We start from the raw sequence: 19,793 nt of genomic DNA on the forward strand, positions 1-19,793 counted from the left end.
CAAAGGTTCTGGGGCGGCGGTGGCCCACGGAGGGATCAAGCCTGACCGCCCGGAGTGGGCCACCGCCGCCCCAGAACCGTCCCCACCGCAAACGCGAAAGGGACAAGGACAACAGGGTGGGGATGACATCCCGGGGCGGGAGACGTCGGAACCCATCCTGACATGGGAGCGCTCCCAGAGGCAACGGCTCCGGCCGGGCGAAACGGTGGCGCCCGCCCGGCCGGAGCCGCCGGATCTAACCCGCCGAACAGGAGACGGCAGGAACAGCGTTGGCACCGTTCCAGGACCCGAGGAACCCGAAGTTGGTGGAGGCCCCCGCCGCCAGAGCCCCGTTCCAGGCGGCGTTACGAGCGGTGACAGCGGACCCGCTGCTGGAAACCGTGGCGCCCCAGGCGTTACTGACGGTCTGCCCGTTGGCGAACGTCCAGGTCACGGTCCAGTTGGTGATGGCAGAGCTGCCCGCGGTCACCTTGACGTCCCCTTGGAACCCACCCTGCCAACTGCCGGTGACCGTGTAGGTGGCCGTGCACCCACCCGCCGGCGGGTTGGAGGGCGAGGGTGACGGCGAAGAGGGCGAGGGTGAGGAAGGAACAGGCGACGAGGGCTGAACCCCGCCGAAGATCGTCGCTTCCTTGCTGGTGGCCTTGAGCCCGTTGGGCCCGTTGACGATCCGCTGCCCCCAGGTGGTGAGCGAGGCCGCGTTGAAGTTGTTCGTCATGTCCAGGATCGGGTCGGTGTTGCCGGCCCACGACCAGCCCAGATATCCGATGCCCCGGGCCTGCGCCTCGGCCATCAGCGTGGTGTCGTCCACCTCCCCCGAGGCGAACTGCCAGCCGAATTCGCCGATGACGAGCGGCCAGTTGTTGTTCTGGAACACGTCGAGATAGTTGCGGATCGATGTGGCCGTGTTGAACACCGCGTACATGTGGATCGACAGGACGGTGTTGGCCCGGGTGTCGGCGTTCAGCACGGTCTGCGCGTTGTCACGCATGGTGTACTGCCAGTCCTGACCCCAGTTCGGGGCGTCGACCATCAGCAGGTGCTCGAACCCGTTGGTGCGCATCTTCTGAATGGCGGCGACGGTGGCGGCGGTCCACTGACCGGGGTTCGTGTTGCCGATCGGCTCGTTTCCGATGTTGATGACGACATAGTTCTCCTGCCCCACGAGAACACTCTTGAGCCCGATCCAGTAATTGACGGCCTGGTCGAGCGTGTAGGCGGCGGCGTCCTCGCCGTACCCCGTGGTGTCGTGGTTCTCCAGCACACAGATCAACCGGTTGGCCTTGCACAGGTTGATCACGTTGGTGACGTCCGCCGCGGTGTTGGCGGTCCAGCGCCCACCGCTGAGAACCACCCGGACGGTGTTCGCCCCGGCGGCCTTCATGTCGGCGAACGACTGGGTCTGTCCCGCGTACCAGGTGTGCATGTGGTTGATGCCGCGCATGACGAACGTCGAGCCGTTGGCCTCGACGATGTTGCGGCCGCTGATCCGCAGGCCGGTGGCGGCCCAGGCGGGGTTCACCACGGTGAACACGGCGGCGACGAGGGTGATGAGGACGGCGGCGATCGTGGCCAGTCTTCGTTTCATGAGCTGCCTCTTGACGAAGGGGGATGTGGACAGCGTGCTGCGACGCGTTCCACCCGCCCCGGGCAGTCCCCTGCGACGCCGTCACCGGCGTGTGCACCGAACCTACCCCCGCCCCCGATCGATCGCAATGGATCGATCTCAGGCGGCCCGCCGTCGCCGGTCCCGCTTGTCCCGGTACATCGCCGCGTCCGCCTCCGCGGTCAGCGTGTCCAGCCCGGTGCGCGCGCCGGCCGGCCGCAGGGCCGATCCCGCGCTGACCCCGACGGTCACCAGGTGCCCGCCGATGTCGATCGGCTGCCGGATCGCGGCCCGGATCCGGTCCACGGCCGGCCCGGCCGCCTCGGCGCCGGCGCCCGGCAGCAGCACCAGGAACTCGTCGCCGCCGAGCCGCCCGACCAGGCCGTCGCCGCCGACCACCACGCCCAGCCGGGCACCGATCTCGTGCAGCAGCACGTCGCCGGCCGCGTGCCCGTGGGTGTCGTTGACCTCCTTGAACCCGTTCAGGTCCAGCAGGAGCACGACCAACGGCAGACCTTCACATTCCTGCGCGTACGCGGCCAGCCGTGCCCGGTTCGGCAGCCCGGTGAGCGGATCGTGGGTGGCCTGGTGCTGCAGGGCCCGCCGGGTCTCGTTGAGTTCCCGGAACTGACGGCTGAACGCGGACGACTGCGCCCCGGCCATGATCGTGGTCATCGCGTTGGTGCCGACCACGAACGCGAGGTCCGGCGAGTCCGGCACCAGCAGCACGAACGCCACCGAGGTGATCAGGAAGGTGAGGATCGCACCGGGCAGCTGGTGCCGGATCGCGGCGATCGAGATGGCCAGCGCCAGCAGCGGCCAGGTGGTCTGGGTGAAGTCCCGTTCGGAGACCACCACGAACGCGACGATGGTGATCGTGTCGAACAGCACCTGCACCGCGCTGAGCAGCGGGTACCAGCGGGATTCCGGTCGCCGCCGGGCCAGCACGGCGAGCACGTCGGCCGCGGCGATCAGGGCGAGCGACAGCCAGGACGCGGCCAGCATGGCGTCGCTGAGCTGAGCCGGCCCGAGGCCGGTCACCCCGGTCATGTAGAGGGTGATCAGGATGAACCCGACGGATCGTGACACTCCGCCGGCCGTCTCCATCGCCCGCCGCCGCGCCCGCAGCGATTCGTCCACCGGCGGCGCGGTCAGCGGGCCGGTTCCGTTGCGCACGGGCTTCTGATCGGCACCGGGACGGCCCGGGTTGAGGAACTCGGGCCGGCGCCCGGGCCGGTGGTCGGACCGGCGCCCGGGACGGAACCGGCACCGGCGCCCGGGACGGAACTCAGGCCGATGCCCGGGCACGCTTCTCCTGATACATCCCGGCGTCCGCCTCGGCGGTCAGCGCGTCCAGCCCGGCGTCGGCGCCGGCCGCCCGCAGCGCGACGCCGACACTGGCCCCGACCCGGACGGTGCGGCCGTCGCCGATGCCGACGGGTTGCCGGACCGCGTCCCGGATCCGGGTCACCGTGCGGGCCACCACGGCATCGTCGGCGTCCGGCAGCAGCACCATGAATTCGTCGCCACCGAGCCGCCCGGCCAGCCCCTCGCGGTCGAGCACCCCGGTCAGCCGGCCGGCGATCGTGTGCAGCAGCATGTCGCCGGCCGCGTGCCCGTAGACATCGTTGACCTGCTTGAACCCGTTCAGGTCCAGCAGGATCACGGCCAGCGGGCGGTCGGCGCACCCGTCGGCGTAGACGGCCAGCCGGGCCCGGTTCGGCAGTCCGGTCATCGAGTCGTGGGTGGCCTGGTGCTGCAGCTTCCGGCGGGTCCGGTCGAGTTCGGTGAGGTGCCGGTCCAGCGACGACGACTGTGCGCCGGCGATCACCGCGATCAGCAGATTGACCCCGACCACGAAGAACCAGTCCTGGTCGTACGGCACGAAGTACGTGTAGGCCACCGTGACCACGCCGAAGGTCGCCAGCGCGCCGCTCAATTGGAGACGCAGAGCGGCCAACGCGATCGACACGGCCAGCACCGGCCAGATGGTGACGTCGGTCTCCAGCGTCGAGATGATCACCATGCCGCCGACCGTCACGGTGTCCAGCGTCACCTGTGCGACGCTGCGCCACCGGAACCGCGGTGAGTCCGGCTCGCGCCGGTTGAGAGCGGAGAACACGTTCGCCAGCAGCATCAGAGCGACACCGGCCCAGCAGGCCGACCGCATGTGGTCGGTGGTGACGGCGACCGATCCGCCGCCGATCCCGACCGCGGACAGCATCGTGGCGACGATCCCGAGACCGCGCGATACCAGACCCGCGGTCTCGATGGTGCGCCGCCGCGCGAGCAGCGCGTCGTCGGGCGCGGAGGACGGAGCGGAGGAGAGGGTGGAGGACGGGGCGGGCGCCGGGGTGGGCCGCCGGATCACGTCACGCATGCGCACGGCGCAGATCCGTGTCCGCCTCGGTGGTCAGCACGTCCAGCGGGGTGTCGCTCCCGGCCGGGCGGACCGCCACGCCGGCGTCCAGCCCGATCCGGACCGTGCCGCCGCCGACGACGGCCGGCTGCCGGACGGTGAACCGGATCCGGTTCAGCACCCGGGCGGCCTCGGTGGCGTCGGCATCCGGCAGCAGCACCCGGAACCGGGCGGCGCCGAGCCGCTCGGCCCGGCCCTCCCGGTCCAGTGCCCCGGTCAGGCGGTTGTCGATCAGATCACCGGTGGTGGCCCGGTCCAGCTCCAGCAGCAGCACGGCCATCCGGCGGCCGGCGTAGACCGGCATCACCTCGGGGAGCGGCGCGGACTCGACCAGACGCTGCGGCTCCCGCCGGGCGGTGATCCCGGCCGTGGCCAGCATGGTGGAGACGATCCCGAGACCACGGGACACCAGGGCGCGCGGCAGGCTGTGCTTGAGCATGGGCCTTCCATCGGCAGGCGCCTACCGCACTTGAGTGTGTGCTGACCCCGTACCGGCGGAAAAGGTCTTTTCAGAATTTGAAGGCGCCGACCAGGGTGCGCAGCTCCTCGGCGGTGCGGGAGACCTCGTTGCTGGCCTCCAGGGTCTGATTGACCCCGCCGACGGTGGCGGCGCTCGCGGAGGAGACGTCGCTGATGTTGCCGGCGATCCGCTGGGAGCCGGCGGCCACCTCGGCGATGCTGCGGCTCATCTCGCCGGTGGTGGCGGTCTGCTCCTCGACGGCCGAGGCGATGGTGGTCTGGAAGTCGTTGATCTGCGCGATGACCTCGGAGATCCGGTTGATCACCTCGACCGCGCCGCCGGTGTCCTGCTGGATGGCGGTGACCCGGCTGCCGATGTCCTCGGTGGCCCGCGCGGTCTCCTGGGCCAGGTCCTTGACCTCGGAGGCGACCACGGCGAAGCCCTTGCCGGCGTCCCCGGCGCGGGCCGCCTCGATGGTGGCGTTCAGGGCGAGCAGGTTGGTCTGCTCGGCGATCGAGGTGATCAGCTTGATCACGTTGCCGATCTCGGCGGACGACTCGCCGAGCTTGCGGATGGTCTCGGTGGCGCTGGCGGCCTCGGACACCGCGACCGAGGCGACCTGGGCGGCCTCGGCGGCGTTGCGGGAGATCTCCCGGATCGACAGGCCCATCTCCTCCGACCCGGCGGCGACCGTCTGCACGTTGCGGGAGATCTCCTCGGCCTCGGTGGAGGCCGAGTTGCTCTGCTGGTCGGTGTTGCCGGCCGCGGCGGCGATCTGACCGGAGACGGCGGCCAGCTCGGTGGAGGCCGACGCCAGGCTGTCGGCGTCGTGCGCGATGGTGCGCATCGAGTCGCGAAGTTTGTCCAGCGAGCGGTCCAGACCGGCCGCCATCGTGCCCAGCTCGTCGGTGCTGGTGATCTCGCTGCGGACGGTGAGGTCACCCCGGTCCAGGGCGCCGATCACCTCGGCGAGCCGCCGGATCGGGTTGAGGATCGAGCGGACCAGCGGGATCGCCATGCCGATCAGCAGGGCCAGCCCGATCACGGCGACGATGATCGCCCACATCCGGGTGCCGGCGACGGCGGTGTCCATCTCGGCCGTCTGCTGGTCGATGGAGGCCTGCACCTTCTCGGTGAGGGTGTCCAGTTCGCCGTCGGTCTTGTCGTTCTGCTCGGGGATCTGGTCGATCTCGCCGATCACCGACCGCGGGTTCGCCACGCCGTCGTTGACGAACTTGGTGATGAACGTGTTGAAGGCGTCGAAGTCGGCGCGGTACCCCTGGAACTCGGTGAGCAGCGGCCCGGTCATCCCGCAGGACTCGACCGCGTCGGCGGCCTCGACCGAGGACTGCACGTCGTCGAGCACGTCCTGGCTGACGTCCTGCCCGAGGGCGGCCCGGTAGGCGTCCACCTTCAGTTCGCTCTGCCGGTTGTTGAGGTGGTTGAGGGTGGCCAGGCAGGCCTCCATCGCGCGTGCCTCTTCGGCCTGCGTGCTCAGGGTCGACTGACTGGTCAGCGTGATCGCGGTCAGCGCGACCAGGGCGACCGCGCCGGAACCGACGATCACCCCGAGCCGCTTGGCCGTGCCGATGTTCTGCAACGCGCGCATACCGCCCCCTCACACACCCGACACCCGGCCCATCGGACATGTCGGCGCTCAACTGAGGGCGACGGGGGATATGCCGGATATCTCAGCGATTGAGGTGACGCGTCCAGTCGGACGGTACCGCGCCCGCGGGGCCCGGCGCGGGCTGCTCGGCCGGATGCGCGGACGGCGGGGCCAGTTCCGGGCCGGAACCGGCGGTCTGGGTGCCGAAGTCCCAGAACCAGTCCTCGCCCGGCTCGAACGACTGGATCACCGGATGACCGGTCGCCTTCCAGTGTGCGGTGGCATGCTGCGACGGCGAGCTGTCACAGCAGCCCACATTGCCGCACTCGGCGCAGCGGCGCAGATGGAACCACCAGCCGCCGGCGTCGAGGCACTCGGCACAACCGGTGCCGGACGGCGGGACGTCGGTGCGGATCGAAGCTTCGTCAGTCACTGCGAGAACCTATCAACGCGATCTGTCGTACGCCGCCCGCGCGGCCGCCGCGGTCGGCACCTCGGCCTCCAGCAGCTCGATCAGATCGACCAGCTTGGCGGCGGTCCGGGCGCCGAAATCGGTCAGGCTGTACTCCACCCGGGGTGGGATGGTGGCCTGCACCTCGCGGCGGACCAGTCCGTCCCGCTCGAGCGCCTGCAGGGTCTGGGCCAGCATCTTCTCGCTCACCCCATCGACCCGGCGGCGGAGGGCGTTGAACCTGTACGACCCCTCGTGCAGCGCGGCCAGCGCCAGCCAGCCCCATTTGCCGGTGACGGTGCCCAGCAACTCACGAGAGGCGCAGTCACGGGCGAACACACTCGGGATCAGGTCGTCGTCCACACTGCCGACAATACCAGCGCTGTCGAAAAGTTTGCGCTTTCGAAAAGTTAGTGCCATTGTTCTGGTCACCACCTCATCAAGGGAGTTCCACCATGAGCATCGCCGTCACCGGAGCCACCGGGCACCTGGGCCGTCTCGTCGTCGACGCGCTGATCGCCCGCGGCACCGCCGCGAGCGAGATCGTCGCCGTCGTGCGGGACACCACCAAGGCCGCCGAGGTGCTCCCCCAGGGTGTCCAGGTGCGCGAGGGCGACTACAACCGCCCGGAGACCCTGACCGCCGCGTTCGCCGGTGTCACCAAGGTGCTGCTGATCTCCGGCAACGAGGTCGGCCAGCGGGTTCCGCAGCACACCGCGGTGATCGACGCCGCCAAGGCCGCCGGGGTCGGTTTCCTCGCCTACACCAGCATCCTGCGCGCCGACACCTCGCCGCTCGGCCTGGCGCCCGAGCACCTGGCCACCGAGCAGCTGATCGCGGCGAGCGGCATCCCGTCCGCGCTGCTGCGCAACGGGTGGTACGTCGAGAACTACGCCGGCTCGTTCGGCCCGGCGATCGCCCAGGGCACGCTGTACGGCGCGGCCGGCGAGGGCCGGATCGCCGCCGCCACCCGGGCCGACTTCGCCGAGGCCGCCGCGGCCGTGCTGATCAGCGGCGAGACCGGCGTCTTCGAGCTGGCCGGCGACCAGGCGTTCACCCTGGCCGAGCTGGCCGCCGAGGTGGCGAAGCAGTCCGGTTCGCCGGTCGCCTACCAGGACCTGCCGGTCGCCGACTACGCCAAGGCGCTCGTCGGCGCGGGCCTGCCGGAGGGCTTCGCGAACCTGCTCGCCGACACCGACGGCAAGATCCAGGACGGTCACCTGGACGACTCGACCGGCACCCTGGCCCGCCTGATCGGCCGCCCGACCACGCCGCTGTCCGACGCGGTCGCCGCCGCCGTCAAGGCCTGACGTTTCCTCGACGGGGCGTGGACCGGCTGGTCCGCGCCCCGTCGGTGTTCACGGGACCAGGTCGGTGACGTCGGCGAAGGTGCCGTCCAGGGTCGCCACGGCGGCGTCGGCGCCGACCCGCAGCGCCAGCCCGTGCTCCCCCGCGCCGAGACTGACCGTCCGGCCGCGCAGCGTCTCGTCGGCGATCACCGGCCAGGCCCGGCGGGAACCGAACGGGGTGATGGTGCCCCGCTCGTACCCGGTGGCCTGTTTGGCGGTCGCCGCGTCCGGCATCGACAGCCGGTTCACCCCGAGCAGGGCGCGCAGCTTCGGCCAGGAGATCGCCCGGTCGCCGGGCACCAGCACGAACAGGTAGTCGTCGGCGGCCCGGCGCACGACCAGCGTCTTGACCAGGTCACGCAGGTCCATCCCGCGGGCGGCGGCGGCCTCCGCGGCGTTGGCCACCGGGCCGTACCGGAGCACGTCGAACTCGATCCCGGTGGCTTCGACGGCGTCGACGGCGCTCGACATGGTTAGGCTCCTCTGTTATGGCCAAGCCTCGTCTGCAACCAGGCCCGGAACATCCGATCACGATCACCCCGACCGGTGGAAGGGTGACGATCACCCACGCCGGGAAGGTGATCGCCGACACGCCGAACGCGCTCACGCTGCAGGAGGCGACCTACCCCGGGGTGCAGTACGTCCCGCTCGCCGACGTCGACCCGGCGGCGCTCGTCAAGACCGATAAACAGACCTACTGCCCCTACAAGGGCGACGCCAGCTACTGGTCGCTGCCGGACGCGGCGGATGCCGTGTGGGGCTACGAGGACCCGTTCGAGGCGGTCGCCGAGATCAAGGGTTTTGTCGCCTTCTACCCGGACAAGGTCGACGTGGTGATCGCCGAGCGCACCGCCGCCAGCTGATAGCGGTCGGTGTCGTAGGGCGTGTAGAGCGAGATCCGGTCGATCGCGGATCCGAATCGGTCACGCAGCCCGGCGGCCACGGTCGCCGGGTCACCCGCCACCGCGAAGGCGTCCAGCACGTCGTCCGGGATCGCGCCGGCCATCTCGTCCCACGATCCGCGCCGGGACAGCCGGTTCAGCCGGTCCGCCAGCTCGCCCCATCCGTGCAGCTCCAGGACCGGACGGTAAGCGGGAGTCGACGCGTAGAAGGCGATCTGCCCGCGCACCGCCCGCTCGGCACGCGCCCGGGCCGCCTCGTCGGCGCCGAGCACCACCATCGGACTCATCTCGATCCGGAATCCGTCCAGGTCACCGCCGCGCGCCGCCCGTACCGCCGGAAGAATTCTGTCCTTGAGATAGGTCTCGCTGGTCAGCGGGTGGACCAGCAGCCCGTCGGCGACCCGTCCGGCGGCGGCCACCATCAGCTCGCCGACCGCGGCCAGCTGCACCGGCGGATTGCCGAACGGATTCGGTCCCGGATCGAAGAACTCGGTCATCAGCGTGTGCTGGTAGAACTTGCCGCGGAACATCAGCCGCCCGCCGGTCGCCCAGGCGTGCCAGATCGCCCGCATCGCGGTGACGAACTCCTCCATCCGGGCCGCCGGACGGCTCCACGGCATCGCGAACCGCCGCTCGATGTGCGGCTTGACCTGCGAACCCAGCCCCAGCCGGAACCTGCCCTCGGAGACCAGCCGCAGGTCGTTGGCGAGCACCGCCACGGTCATCGGGTTGCGGGCGAAGGCCACCGCGATCGCCGACTGCAGCGCGATCCGCCGGGTCGCCCGGGCCACCAGGGCGAGCGTGGTGAAGACGTCGTGCCTGGTCTCGGCGGCGTTGAAACCGTCGTAGCCGACCAGCTCCGCCCCCACGGCCGCCGCTTCCGCCTCGATCGGCGAGGCCGCGACCGGCGCGGCATAGTCAACCAACATCACTCACAACTACCAGAACTTGACCCTGACACAGTGTCAGGGCGTTAAGTCGGAGCCATCATGTTCGCCATCGGAGACTTCGCCCGCCACGGCCGTGTGTCGGTCCGGATGCTGCGTCACTACGACGCGACCGGTCTGCTACGGCCCGCCCACGTCGACCCCGCCACCGGCTACCGGCACTACACCGCCGGTCAGCTGGCCCGGCTCAACCGGATCATCGCCCTGAAAGACCTCGGTTTCACGTTGCAGCAGGTCCGCGACATCGTCGACGGCAGCCTGAGCAGCGAGGAGCTGCGGGGCATGCTGCGGTTGCGCCGGGCCGAGCTGGCGGCGGCGATGGCCGCGGCGGCCGCCCGGCTGACCCAGGTGGAGGCGCGGCTCCGGGCCATCGAGAGTGAGGGTCACATGCCCAGCAACGACGTCGTCCTGAAAGCGGTGCCCACCGTCCGGGTCGCCGAGCTGACCGCCATCGCCGCGAGTTACGAGCCGGAGGACATCAGCCCGGTGATCAACCCGCTCTACGAGCAGCTCTTCCAGCGGATGGACGCGGCCGGGGTCAGCCCTTCCGGTCCCGGGATCGCCTACTACGAGGACGCGACGGACGGCGGCATCACCGTGCACGCCGGGATCCAGGTCGCCGGGGGTCCGGCCACCGCCGATTTCGCGGTCCGCGATCTCGCCCCGATCCCGCAAGCCGCCACGATCCTGCACCACGGGTCGATGGACGCGGTGGTCCCCACCGCCCAGACCCTGGCCCGGTGGATCGACGCGAACGGGTATCGCGCCGACGGTTACGCCCGCGAGATCACCCTCGGGTGCCCGGAGAACCGGGACGACTGGGTCACCGAGCTCCAGGTGCCGGTCACCAAGCTCTGACCCCGATGACCTCTCTCGTCGCGCCCGCCGTCCGTTTCTCCGGTTCGATCCTGGTGGGGCTGCTGGCCGGCCTCCTGCTGCAGGTCTTCACCCTGGCGTTCCTCGGGCGGCTGGGCGGTGACGCGCTCTATGTGCGGGCCATCTTCACGCCGATCGGGTTCCTGATCCTGGCCGTCACCGAGGGCGTCATCGTCGCCGCCCAGGTGTCGGCCGGGATCGCCACCCGCTCCGGCCGGGCCGCCGTGGCCCGGCCACTGCCCACGTTCCTGCTGCTCGGCGGCGGGGTGCTGCTGCTGGTCGCCGGGGTGTTCACAGCCGGCTCGGGCCCGATCCTGGACGCTCTCGCGGTGGCCCCCGCGGTCCGGGCCGACGTGGTGTCGTTCGTCGTCGCGATGTGCCTGGCCACCGTCGTGAGCCTGGTGCCGTGGGGCGGAGCCGCCCTGCTGCGGGGCATCGGGCGGACCGCCGCGTCGTCGGCCCTGGCGGTCGGTTTCACGGTGCTGGCCATGGTCACGATGGTGGTGCTGGGCGCCACCACCGGTCTCGGGGTCCTCGCGGTGCCCGTCGCCACGGCGCTCGCCGCTGTCGTCGCGGGCGCGGTGACACTCGGGGTGCTGTTACGCGGGCACGGGCCGCCCGGCCCCTGGCTCCAGCGGGAGGCCGCGGTCACGGTGTGGACCCTCGGTGCGCCGGTCGCGGTGACGTTCCTGCTGCTGTCGACGGTGAACTTCGGGTTCCTGCGGGTGCTGCGCGATGCCACCGCCATTGACGTCGCCGGGTTCAACCTGGGGCAGGGCGCCACCACGTTCTTCATGGTGGTGGCGCTGGCGGTCGGCTCCGGTTCGGCCGTCGCGGCGAACCTGCGGCCCGGGGCGGTGCGACGGCCGATCGAGGCGGCCGGGCTGAGCGCGGCGGTGCGCATCGCCCTCCCGGCGTACGCGCTGATCGGTGTCCTGATCTTCGTGACCCGGGAGCCGCTGAGCCGTCTGTTCACCACCGATCCGGAGGTCGCGCGGGTCACCGCCGAGTATCTGATGTGGATCGGCCCGACGTTCGTGGTCTTCGGCGGCACCCTGGCCGTGCTGTCCTACCTGGAACAGATCGGCCACGCCCGCACCGCGCTGCTGCTCAACAGCGTCTACTTCGCGGCGCTGCTGGCGATCGCTTTCCTGCTCCCCCAGCCGGTCACCGCCCTGACCCTGACCAAGCTCCTGGCCGCCGGCAACACCCTCGGCTTCCTGACGTGCTGGCTCAGCGCCCGCTACCTGCTCTCCCGCCGGAGCGATCCATGATCAGATGACATTCATGAGGATCGACGACGTGGTCTGGGACATGGACGGCACGCTGGTGGACTCCACCCGGGTGGTGCCGGACGCCTTCGTGCGTGCCGTCGCCACCCTGAACGGGCCGGTCATCACCAGCGCCGAGGTGGTGGCCGCCTATCCGCGAGGCACCCCCGAGGTGATCCTCTCGTTCCTCGTCGGGCGCGAACTCTCACCGGACGAGCACGACGTGTACTACCGGCAGCTGGACGGTGTGGCGGTGTCCGCCTATCCGGGGGTCCTGGCCACGCTCGCCGCTCTGCGGGAGAAGGGCCGGCCGGTCGCCGTCTTCACCGGGGCGAGTACCCGATCGGCCCGGATCCTGCTGGCGGCCGCCGGCATCGACGCCGACGTCGTCATCGGCGGCGACCAGGTCAGCCGGCCGAAACCCGCCCCGGACGGCATGCTGCTCGCCGCGCGGCGACTCGGCACCCGGCCGGACCGGCTGGCCCTCGTCGGGGACTCGCCGCTCGACCTGCGGGCCGCCCGGTCCGCGGGCAGCGTGAGTGTGTCCGCCGCGTGGGGCCACCTGTACGACCCGGCGGAACCCGCGGACGTCACCCTGTCCACTCCCGGCGAGGCGCTCGCCCTGGTGGGGTCAGTCGTGGGTGACCGCTGACCTGATCGCGGCGGCCATCACCTCGGTGGTGACCGCGCGGAGCAGGTCCAGGTCGGTGTCGTCGACCTCGCCGGTGGCCAGGGCGACCACGGCGTCGCCGTCGTAACGGGAGTGGGCCGGGTGCAGGGCCCGGGCGAAACCGGTGTGGCCGCTCTGGGCCAGCAGGTGGCAGTCGAGTTTGCTCAACCGGGCGTCGGTCAGGACCACGGCGATCGTGGTGTTCCGCATGCCCAACTGGACGGCGGGTTCGGTCACCGGGGCGCCGCCGAAGACCGGGCGGCCGTCGGCGCCGATCACGTCGCCCCAGGCGTTGACCACGGCGATCGCCTCCACCCGGGCGGCGCCGGCCCGGCCGGACGCGTGACCCAGACCGCCCGGAGACGAGACGGGGCGCCATCTGCCGCTGCGGGCTCCGGTGCCGGCTCCGACCGTACCCACGCGGAAGGGTTGTCCGGTGAGGGCCGCCAGAGCCGCGGCACGCCCCTCGTCCGCGCCCGGCGGCCGCGTCGCGATCGACTCGTCGAAAACGGACATGCCGACGACGATCGGGACCGGCCCGAACGGGGTCGCGAAGCCTTTCCCCTGCTCGGCGAGCAGCCGCATCACCCCGTCACCGGCGGCCAGGCCGAACGCGGAACCACCGGACAGCACCACCGCGTCGACCCGTTCGACCAGGCGGCCCGGTTCGAGCAGGGCGAAGTCGCGGGTCGCCGGGGCGCCGCCGCGGACCTCACCGGAGGCGACCGTGCCCGGCGGCGGAAGGATCACCGTGACGCCGGTGTCCGCCCCGGTCCAGTGGCCTCCGAAGGCCGACATCAGCTGTGGGGTGATCATCTGGCAAACGTACTCGCGATCGATGTTCCGACCGGGAAAGCCGGGGTATCCACGGCCTGTCCCCGAAGTTGTACAGAACGGAATAATCGCCATGGAACCGACAGTTCCCAGCCCTTCGTCGAAGCAGCCCGCCGAGACCAGCCCCGTCCAGGAATCGCTGGCGCCCGCCCGGGGTCTGCAGACCGGCGAGCAGCTCACCAGCGCCCAAGGCGTGCGCCTGCCGGACACCGACCACTCCCTCACGGCCGGGCCGCGCGGGCCGGCCCTGCTCGAGGACTTCCACCTACGCGAGAAGATCACCCACTTCGACCACGAGCGGATCCCGGAACGAGTGGTCCACGCGCGGGGGTCGGGGGCGTACGGGACGTTCGTCGCGTACGGGAACGCGGCGTCCGTGACCAGCGCCGGTTTCCTCGCCGAGAAGAACCGGGAGACCGACGTCTTCGCCCGGTTCTCCACCGTCCTCGGTTCCCGCGGCTCCGCCGACACCGTCCGGGACGTCCGCGGTTTCGCGGTCAAGTTCTACACCGACGAAGGCAACTTCGACCTGGTCGGCAACAACATGCCGGTCTTCTTCATCCAGGACGCGATCAAGTTCCCGGACCTGATCCACGCCGCCAAATGGCACCCGGACCGGGAGATCCCGCAGGCGCAGACCGCGCACGACACCTTCTGGGACTTCGTGTCGCTGCACACCGAGGCCACCCACCACGTCTTCTGGGCGATGTCCGACCGGGGTGTGCCCCGCTCGTACCGGACCATGGAGGGGTTCGGCGTCCACACGTTCCGCCTGGTCAACGGCGAGGGCAAGACCTCACTGGTCAAGTTCCACTGGAAGCCGGTCGCCGGCGTGCACTCGCTCAACTGGGAGGAGGCACAACTCACCGCCGGCATGGACCCCGACTTCCACCGCCGCGACCTGGCCGACTCGATCGACGCCGGGCTGTTCTACGAGTACGAGCTGGGTATCCAGGTGATGCCGGACGCCCCCGTCTTCGAAGGCATCGACCTGCTCGACCCGACCAAACTCGTACCGGAGGAGCTGGCGCCGGTCCAGGCCATCGGCCGGCTGATGCTCAACCGGAACCCGGACAACTTCCACGCCGAAACCGAACAGATCGCCTTCCACCTGGGCAATCTCGTCCCCGGCATCGAGGTCACCAACGATCCGCTGCTGCAGGGCCGCCTCTTCTCCTACCTGGACACCCAGCTGAGCCGGCTCGGCGGCCCCAACTTCACCCAGCTGCCGGTCAACCGCCCGCACGCCCCCGTCAACGACAACCTCCGCGACGGCATGCACCAGAGCGTCGTCCACCAGGGCATCGCCCCGTACCTGCCGAACAGCCTGGCCGGTTCGGAAGGCCCGGTGCAGGCCGGAACGACGTCACCAGAGGCCCGCCCGGTGCCCGGCGGTGGCGAGGGTTACGTCCACCTGCCGCTGCCGGTCGACGGTGACAAGGTGCGCGCCCATCCGGCATCGTTCGACGACCACTACTCGCAGGCGGCCTTGTTCTTCGCCAGCCTCAGCCCGATCGAGCAGGATCATGTGGTCGAGGCGTTCACGTTCGAGTTGAGCAAGTGTTACGAGCAGCCGATCCGCGAACGCATGCTGCGAGTCCTGGCCAACGTGGACAGCGGATTGACCGCCCGGGTCGCGGCCGGTCTGGGCCTGCCCGCCCCCACCGGCAAGCCGCCGGCCGGGGTGACGCCGTCGCCGGCCCTGGCCCAGATCGACGGCCGGTCCTGGCCGGTCGCCGGCCGGGTGGTGGGCGTGATCGGGTCGGTGGACAGCGACGTCTCGGCACTTCAGCAAGAGCTCAAAGCCCAAGGCGTGGTCGTACGTCTCATCGCGCCGACCGGGGGCCCGGGCGTGGAACGCACCTACCAGACCGCACGGTCCGTCGAGTTCGACGCGGTGGTGGTCACGGTCGCCACCACCGACCAGCAGGTGGCGGTCCTGTTGCAGGAGGCGTACCGCCACGCCAAGCCCATCGGCGTATCCGGGGGCGGCGCCCGAACCGTGACGGAGGCAGGCATCGACCCGACCGCACCGGGCCTACTACCGGACCCGGACGCCGACGAGCTGGTGACAGCCTTGAGCACCCACCGGGTGTGGTCCCGGATCCCGCTGCTGAAGCCGTCCACTTCCTCGGCGGGTTCCTGACCGCGCGCCATGCTCGAGGCCGCCCGCTTCAGCGGCGGCCTCCTGACCACACGTCCCGCTTCAACGGCAGGTCTCCTGACCACACACCCCGCCTCAGCGACGGGTCCGTGTCCGCACATCCCGCCTCAGCGGCGGGTCCGTGTCCGCACATCCCGCCTCAGCGACGGGTCCGCGTCCGCACTTCCCGGCTGAAGCTGTCCATCTCAGCGACTGCCTGCCTCTGCCGAGGTGGTGTTGCGGTCGCATCCTGACCGCACTGCCCCAGCGAACCTGAATCAGTGAAAGCCGGCCCTCATCAGGGCCGGCTTTTCACATTTCCGGCCGCCCCACAGCCACCCGGACCGCCCGCTGGCCAGTTCCCGAGCACCGGCTCCCCTCGCCGCGCGCCGCCCGAGCACCGAGCTTCCTCGCCGCGGGCTTCCTCAGCGTCGGCTCTGTTCAGCGTCGGCCTTGTTCAGCGTCGGCCTTGTATAGCGTCGGCTCTGCTCAGCGATGGCTCTGCTCAGCGATGGCTCTGCTCAGCGATGGTTCTGCTCAGTAACGGATGGAGGCCAAGGCAAGGCCGGCCAGGCTGGAGAAGGTGGTCAGCCAGGCAACCGGAAGCAGAGCGTAAACCGCCATACCGAAGAATCCCGCTGGAGAAAGACTAAGAGCAAGCACAGCCGCGCCGATGAAGACAAGCGAGGCCACACCCGCAACCTGAACAAAGGTGCGGCTGGTTGGGGCCTGGTCGAACAACACGACCTCCGGGAAACGACGCGAGCGGAAGCCGCAACCTTCCCGCACCATCCCGTTGCGCGACACCGTACGGTACGCCCGTTCAAACGGCCGACCGTCCCGCCACACAAGCCGCTCGGCCCGCCCCACCCGGCTTTTCGCCCGAATCAACATAGACAGCGAATCAACATGTCCGCGTCAACACGTTGACGTCAACAGGTCCGCGTCAAGTCAACATGTCCGCATCAACTTGTGCGCTGTCAACGGGGTTGGCATCGGCGCCAGCAGCAGCTTCGCCGGCAGTCAGCCACCGATAGCCAACGGGCTTCTCCGGAGCCAGTGCGGCAAACCGAGCACGAAACCGCCGATACGTCAGCGACGGCCACCAGGACGCGGGAATCACCCCGGTCAACTGAGAAGTCTCCTGGCCAGGATGCAGACCGAGACGGCGCAGGGCATCAGAGTCAACATGCCAGGTGTACCAGCCCCGCCACCGACCCGTCACCGGATCCTTGCCACAGGCCAAGTCACCGTAAACCTCATCAAGGGCAAACGGCATCCAGTCAATACCCCGCTCAGCCAGTCAAACAGCAAACGGCGACACGCCACGGGACGAACCATCATTCTCATAGTGCAAAACCGTCACCCAACCCGTCATGCCAAAACTCTAAATACTCAGGAGCATCAAGTCGAGAAGTGACGCCGACCCACAAAGTCGGCAGGAGCCCGCAAGAAGGCCAATCGTTCCCGCCAGACTCACAACCTTCTCCAGCAACACTGGAACCCGCCGCCCCGCAGTAACTCACCGTCACCCCAAAGCCCACCTAGCACCCAAAACCCACCAGGCTCACTGCCACCACCAACCCCGCTCCCACCACCAGATTCACTGCCACCATCAGGCTCACCGCCACCATCAGGTCCACTGCCACCATCAGGCTCACCGCCACCATCAGGTCCACTGCCACCATCAGGTTCACTGCCACCAACAGGTTCACTGCCACCAGCAAGGCTCACCGCGCTCTACCAGTTCAGCAGTCTCATCGCCGCCACCGAACTCACCAGACTCACCGCGCACGCCCAGCCCAGCAGCCTCGCTGACATCGTTAGGCCCACCGCCCATTACGAGCCCACCCGCCACGTCGCCACTACCGCGCCCGTCAGCCATTCCGAGCTCAACAACCACTTCATCATCACTGCGCCGGTCACGCACTCCGAGCCCACCAGCCACGTCGCGACCACCGCACCCGTCGCCTACTCCGAGCCCACCAGCCACGTCGCGACCACCGCACCGCTGCTCATCCCGGGCTATCCACCCTCGTCGTTACCATCAGGATCGTCGCGCAATCCACGCTTACCAACCTCGCCGGCCTCGTCGTCACCGCCAGGTCCGACGCTCGCTACAGATCCATCAGACTCGCTGGTATCACCGGGCCCGCCGCCCCGTCACGGTGTTCCGGCTACCGCCTGACCCGCCGTTCCTTCAGGCCTCATCTGCCGCCTCCGGCCAGCCATTCTCTTCGGCCACGCCAGCCTCAGCTGCCCCTTTCGGCCTCGCTGCCCTCCTGAAGCTCACAGGCCAGCCGAGTCCTGCTGTCCTCTTGAAGCTCAGAAGCCAACCAAGTCCCGCCGCCCTCATTCATGCCCAGCAGTACCAATTGCCTCCTCCTGCGCAATAACCCCTCTGCTCTATTCAGTACCGCTGTTCCGTTCCGGCACGAGGGCACCACCTCTACCTTCAATCCGACCGCTCCCTGCGTGCCCGCCGCCCTCTTTTAGCCGTTAGAGCCCTACCTATGCCTTGATCCCATTGCTTCCAGCAGCCCCGTTGGTCACTTCAGCCTCTCCAGTCACATCAACTCCTCCGGCCACTCCGGGCCCGCAAATCACTCCAGACCTTCAAACCACTCCGGGCCCACCGATCTCTCCGGGCTCGCCGATCACTCCGGGCTCGCCGATCACTTCAAGCCCGTCGATCGCTGGAGGCCCGCCGGACTCACTGGCACCGTTGGCCTCAACGGCCCCGCCTTCGCCTTCCCAAGCGCCAGCACCGTCATCCCCTTCAGCCCCGCATCTCTCCACGCCTGCTTCGCTCGCCACGTCTCCCCATCCGCACGGTGGCCGCCAGCTGTAGAAATTCTTGGACTGACTACTTGAATTGACATGTTGACGTGTGGATGCACATGTTGATGAGTTCAATCAACATGTGCATCCACACGTGAACATTGATTTCGGCCATGCGTCGTCGCTTGACCATGCGTGCCGCTGCACGCCCATCGGATACCGGGCCGGTTGAAATCCGGCTGCGACCGAGGCCGTAGGAGACGGGCTTGATGAGAAATTGGCAGCAGGAAGCGACGGAGGCCGATTTCCGAGACGGCCACGTCTGACACGTCTGACATGTCGGCCGAGGCGCCGGCCTCCGGGCGCTGACGGCCAGGGGTAGCTGACGGCCAGGGGTAGCTGACGGCCAGTGGTAGCTAACGGTCAACGGGGCCCCAACGGATAGTGGGAGCCAACGGCCAACGGGCCCAAACGTCCAGTGGGAACTGACGGCAATCGGGAACTGCCGGCAATCGGGCGCCGGCTGCCAGCGCAGCCACCGAGGACAGTCCACAGTAAGGCCAAAAAGAATTCGACCTAAATGAAATTGTTGCCACTAAAGACCGTAACGCTTACTCCACATTGAAGACAAGAAGGACCCAAAGGGCTACAAAGTGGATGGCGCTATGGGTCAAATGGCGGGTGGTAGCTCGGATATTGGAGACAGGAGAACCAGATTCCTGGCATCGTGCCGTCACGCAACCGGGTATCACGTCTGCACCGGGAGGCTCGGGGAAGGGCGGCGGTGTCAGGAGCTTTCAGGAGGGCCAACGGTGTCAGGAAATTCCGGAAGAGCCGGCGGCATAGAGGTTCCGGACGGACAACGCATGAAGGTTCCGGGCGGGGCGTCAGCGATGGGAGGTTCGGCAGCAGGCGGCGACGGAAGGTCCGGAAGTAAGCGGCGGCGGGGGTCCGGGACCAACCGGTGACGGGACATCCGGAAGTAAGCGGCGGCGGGGGTCCGGGACCAGCCGGTGACGGGAGATCCGGGATCAGGTGGCGACACCGGAGGTTCCGGGCGGGGTGGTGACGCTAGCAGGTTCCGGGCCGAGGGCTGCGGGAACGGGAAGGTTTCGGGGGAGCTGTGGAACCGGAGAAATCTCGAGCGGAGCTGTGGGACCGGGAAGGTTTCGGCGGCGAGGGCTGCGGGATCAGGGAAGTTCGGGAACGGCAGGGCCGCCCGGCTGCGACACGGCACAGATGCGGGCTGTGGGGCCAGGAAGGTTTCGGGAGCGGCAGGGCCGCCCCGCTGTGACGCGGCACAGATACGGGCTATGAGGCCGGGAAGGTTTCGGGAGCGGCGGGGGCGGGGGCCAGCGGCAACGTTTCACAGGTGCAGGGCACGGGGAGAGGCACCGGGCAGGGCGCGGGCGCAGAACACAAGGTGGGCCACGGGCCACGGGCCACGGGCCACGGGGCGGGGGCGGGGGCGGGGG

General features: G+C 69.5%; 19 protein-coding genes. 6 read left to right on the plus strand and 13 right to left on the minus strand.

What is annotated here, in order from left to right; all coding sequences use genetic code 11:
- Window positions 1-235: 235 nt before the first annotated feature.
- The 7 genes from Aco03nite_RS24415 to Aco03nite_RS24445 form a co-directional block, all read right to left on the minus strand.
- Window positions 236-1,588, minus strand: a complete 1,353-nt coding sequence (locus Aco03nite_RS24415; RefSeq protein WP_203798168.1) for a cellulase family glycosylhydrolase — start codon at window positions 1,586-1,588, stop codon at window positions 236-238.
- 138 nt (window positions 1,589-1,726) lie between these two features.
- Window positions 1,727-2,782: a GGDEF domain-containing protein gene (locus tag Aco03nite_RS24420; protein WP_203798170.1), complete on the minus strand. Its 1,056-nt coding sequence runs from the start codon at window positions 2,780-2,782 to the stop codon at window positions 1,727-1,729.
- A 112-nt stretch (window positions 2,783-2,894) separates the two neighbouring features.
- Complete coding sequence (locus Aco03nite_RS24425; protein ID WP_239145394.1) at window positions 2,895-3,986, minus strand: GGDEF domain-containing protein; 1,092 nt, start codon at window positions 3,984-3,986, stop codon at window positions 2,895-2,897.
- On the minus strand, window positions 3,979-4,464 hold the full coding sequence (locus Aco03nite_RS24430) for a nucleotidyl cyclase domain-containing protein (RefSeq protein ID WP_203798173.1): 486 nt from the start codon (window positions 4,462-4,464) through the stop codon (window positions 3,979-3,981). Before Aco03nite_RS24430 ends, Aco03nite_RS24425 begins: the two co-directional genes overlap by 8 nt.
- A 70-nt stretch (window positions 4,465-4,534) precedes the next feature.
- Complete coding sequence (locus Aco03nite_RS24435) at window positions 4,535-6,094, minus strand: methyl-accepting chemotaxis protein (protein ID WP_203798175.1); 1,560 nt, start codon at window positions 6,092-6,094, stop codon at window positions 4,535-4,537.
- 82 nt (window positions 6,095-6,176) lie between these two features.
- Window positions 6,177-6,527, minus strand: coding sequence for a UBP-type zinc finger domain-containing protein (locus Aco03nite_RS24440; RefSeq protein WP_203798176.1), 351 nt, complete (start codon window positions 6,525-6,527; stop codon window positions 6,177-6,179).
- A gap of 12 nt (window positions 6,528-6,539) precedes the next feature.
- Window positions 6,540-6,908, minus strand: coding sequence for a winged helix-turn-helix transcriptional regulator (locus tag Aco03nite_RS24445; RefSeq protein WP_239145388.1), 369 nt, complete (start codon window positions 6,906-6,908; stop codon window positions 6,540-6,542).
- A gap of 92 nt (window positions 6,909-7,000) precedes the next feature.
- Here Aco03nite_RS24445 and Aco03nite_RS24450 point away from each other — a divergent pair, with 92 nt between their 5' ends.
- On the plus strand, window positions 7,001-7,855 hold the full coding sequence (locus Aco03nite_RS24450) for an SDR family oxidoreductase (RefSeq protein WP_203798180.1): 855 nt from the start codon (window positions 7,001-7,003) through the stop codon (window positions 7,853-7,855).
- Window positions 7,856-7,903: 48 nt separating this feature from the next.
- Here the strand turns inward: Aco03nite_RS24450 and Aco03nite_RS24455 are convergent, their stop codons facing one another.
- Window positions 7,904-8,365: an aminoacyl-tRNA deacylase gene (locus Aco03nite_RS24455; RefSeq protein WP_203798182.1), complete on the minus strand. Its 462-nt coding sequence runs from the start codon at window positions 8,363-8,365 to the stop codon at window positions 7,904-7,906.
- A gap of 17 nt (window positions 8,366-8,382) precedes the next feature.
- Between Aco03nite_RS24455 and Aco03nite_RS24460 the strand changes: the two genes are divergently transcribed.
- Window positions 8,383-8,757 (plus strand): DUF427 domain-containing protein, encoded by a 375-nt coding sequence (locus Aco03nite_RS24460; RefSeq protein WP_203798184.1) that lies wholly within the window; start codon window positions 8,383-8,385, stop codon window positions 8,755-8,757.
- Here the strand turns inward: Aco03nite_RS24460 and Aco03nite_RS24465 are convergent.
- A complete protein-coding gene (locus Aco03nite_RS24465) occupies window positions 8,706-9,725 on the minus strand; it encodes a TIGR03617 family F420-dependent LLM class oxidoreductase (RefSeq protein ID WP_203798186.1) in 1,020 nt (339 codons plus the stop codon). The genes Aco03nite_RS24460 and Aco03nite_RS24465 overlap by 52 nt on opposite strands.
- 60 nt (window positions 9,726-9,785) lie before the next feature.
- On the opposite strand from Aco03nite_RS24465, the gene Aco03nite_RS24470 reads away from it, so the two are divergent.
- The 3 genes from Aco03nite_RS24470 to Aco03nite_RS24480 are packed head-to-tail and all read left to right on the plus strand — an operon-like array spanning window position 9,786 to window position 12,542.
- Entirely contained in the window at window positions 9,786-10,601 is an 816-nt protein-coding gene (locus Aco03nite_RS24470) for a MerR family transcriptional regulator (RefSeq protein ID WP_203798188.1), read from the plus strand.
- 5 nt (window positions 10,602-10,606) lie between these two features.
- A complete protein-coding gene (locus Aco03nite_RS24475) occupies window positions 10,607-11,893 on the plus strand; it encodes an MATE family efflux transporter (RefSeq protein WP_203798191.1) in 1,287 nt (428 codons plus the stop codon).
- A 13-nt stretch (window positions 11,894-11,906) separates the two neighbouring features.
- Complete coding sequence (locus tag Aco03nite_RS24480) at window positions 11,907-12,542, plus strand: HAD family hydrolase (protein ID WP_239145389.1); 636 nt, start codon at window positions 11,907-11,909, stop codon at window positions 12,540-12,542.
- Here the strand turns inward: Aco03nite_RS24480 and Aco03nite_RS24485 are convergent.
- On the minus strand, window positions 12,522-13,376 hold the full coding sequence (locus Aco03nite_RS24485) for a P1 family peptidase (RefSeq protein WP_203798197.1): 855 nt from the start codon (window positions 13,374-13,376) through the stop codon (window positions 12,522-12,524). The genes Aco03nite_RS24480 and Aco03nite_RS24485 overlap by 21 nt on opposite strands.
- 22 nt (window positions 13,377-13,398) lie before the next feature.
- On the opposite strand from Aco03nite_RS24485, the gene Aco03nite_RS24490 reads away from it, so the two are divergent.
- Window positions 13,399-15,540, plus strand: coding sequence for a catalase (locus Aco03nite_RS24490; RefSeq protein WP_203798199.1), 2,142 nt, complete (start codon window positions 13,399-13,401; stop codon window positions 15,538-15,540).
- 534 nt (window positions 15,541-16,074) lie between these two features.
- Here Aco03nite_RS24490 and Aco03nite_RS24495 read toward each other — a convergent pair.
- From Aco03nite_RS24495 to Aco03nite_RS24505, 3 genes are all read right to left on the minus strand, one after another.
- On the minus strand, window positions 16,075-16,431 hold the full coding sequence (locus Aco03nite_RS24495) for a hypothetical protein (RefSeq protein WP_203798201.1): 357 nt from the start codon (window positions 16,429-16,431) through the stop codon (window positions 16,075-16,077).
- Window positions 16,432-16,483: 52 nt separating this feature from the next.
- Window positions 16,484-16,816 (minus strand): hypothetical protein, encoded by a 333-nt coding sequence (locus Aco03nite_RS24500; RefSeq protein ID WP_203798203.1) that lies wholly within the window; start codon window positions 16,814-16,816, stop codon window positions 16,484-16,486.
- 265 nt (window positions 16,817-17,081) lie between these two features.
- Complete coding sequence (locus tag Aco03nite_RS24505; RefSeq protein ID WP_203798205.1) at window positions 17,082-17,258, minus strand: hypothetical protein; 177 nt, start codon at window positions 17,256-17,258, stop codon at window positions 17,082-17,084.
- Window positions 17,259-19,793: the final 2,535 nt, after the last annotated feature.

It is taken from the genome of Actinoplanes couchii, from assembly GCF_016862075.1.
GTDB lineage: Bacteria > Actinomycetota > Actinomycetes > Mycobacteriales > Micromonosporaceae > Actinoplanes > Actinoplanes couchii.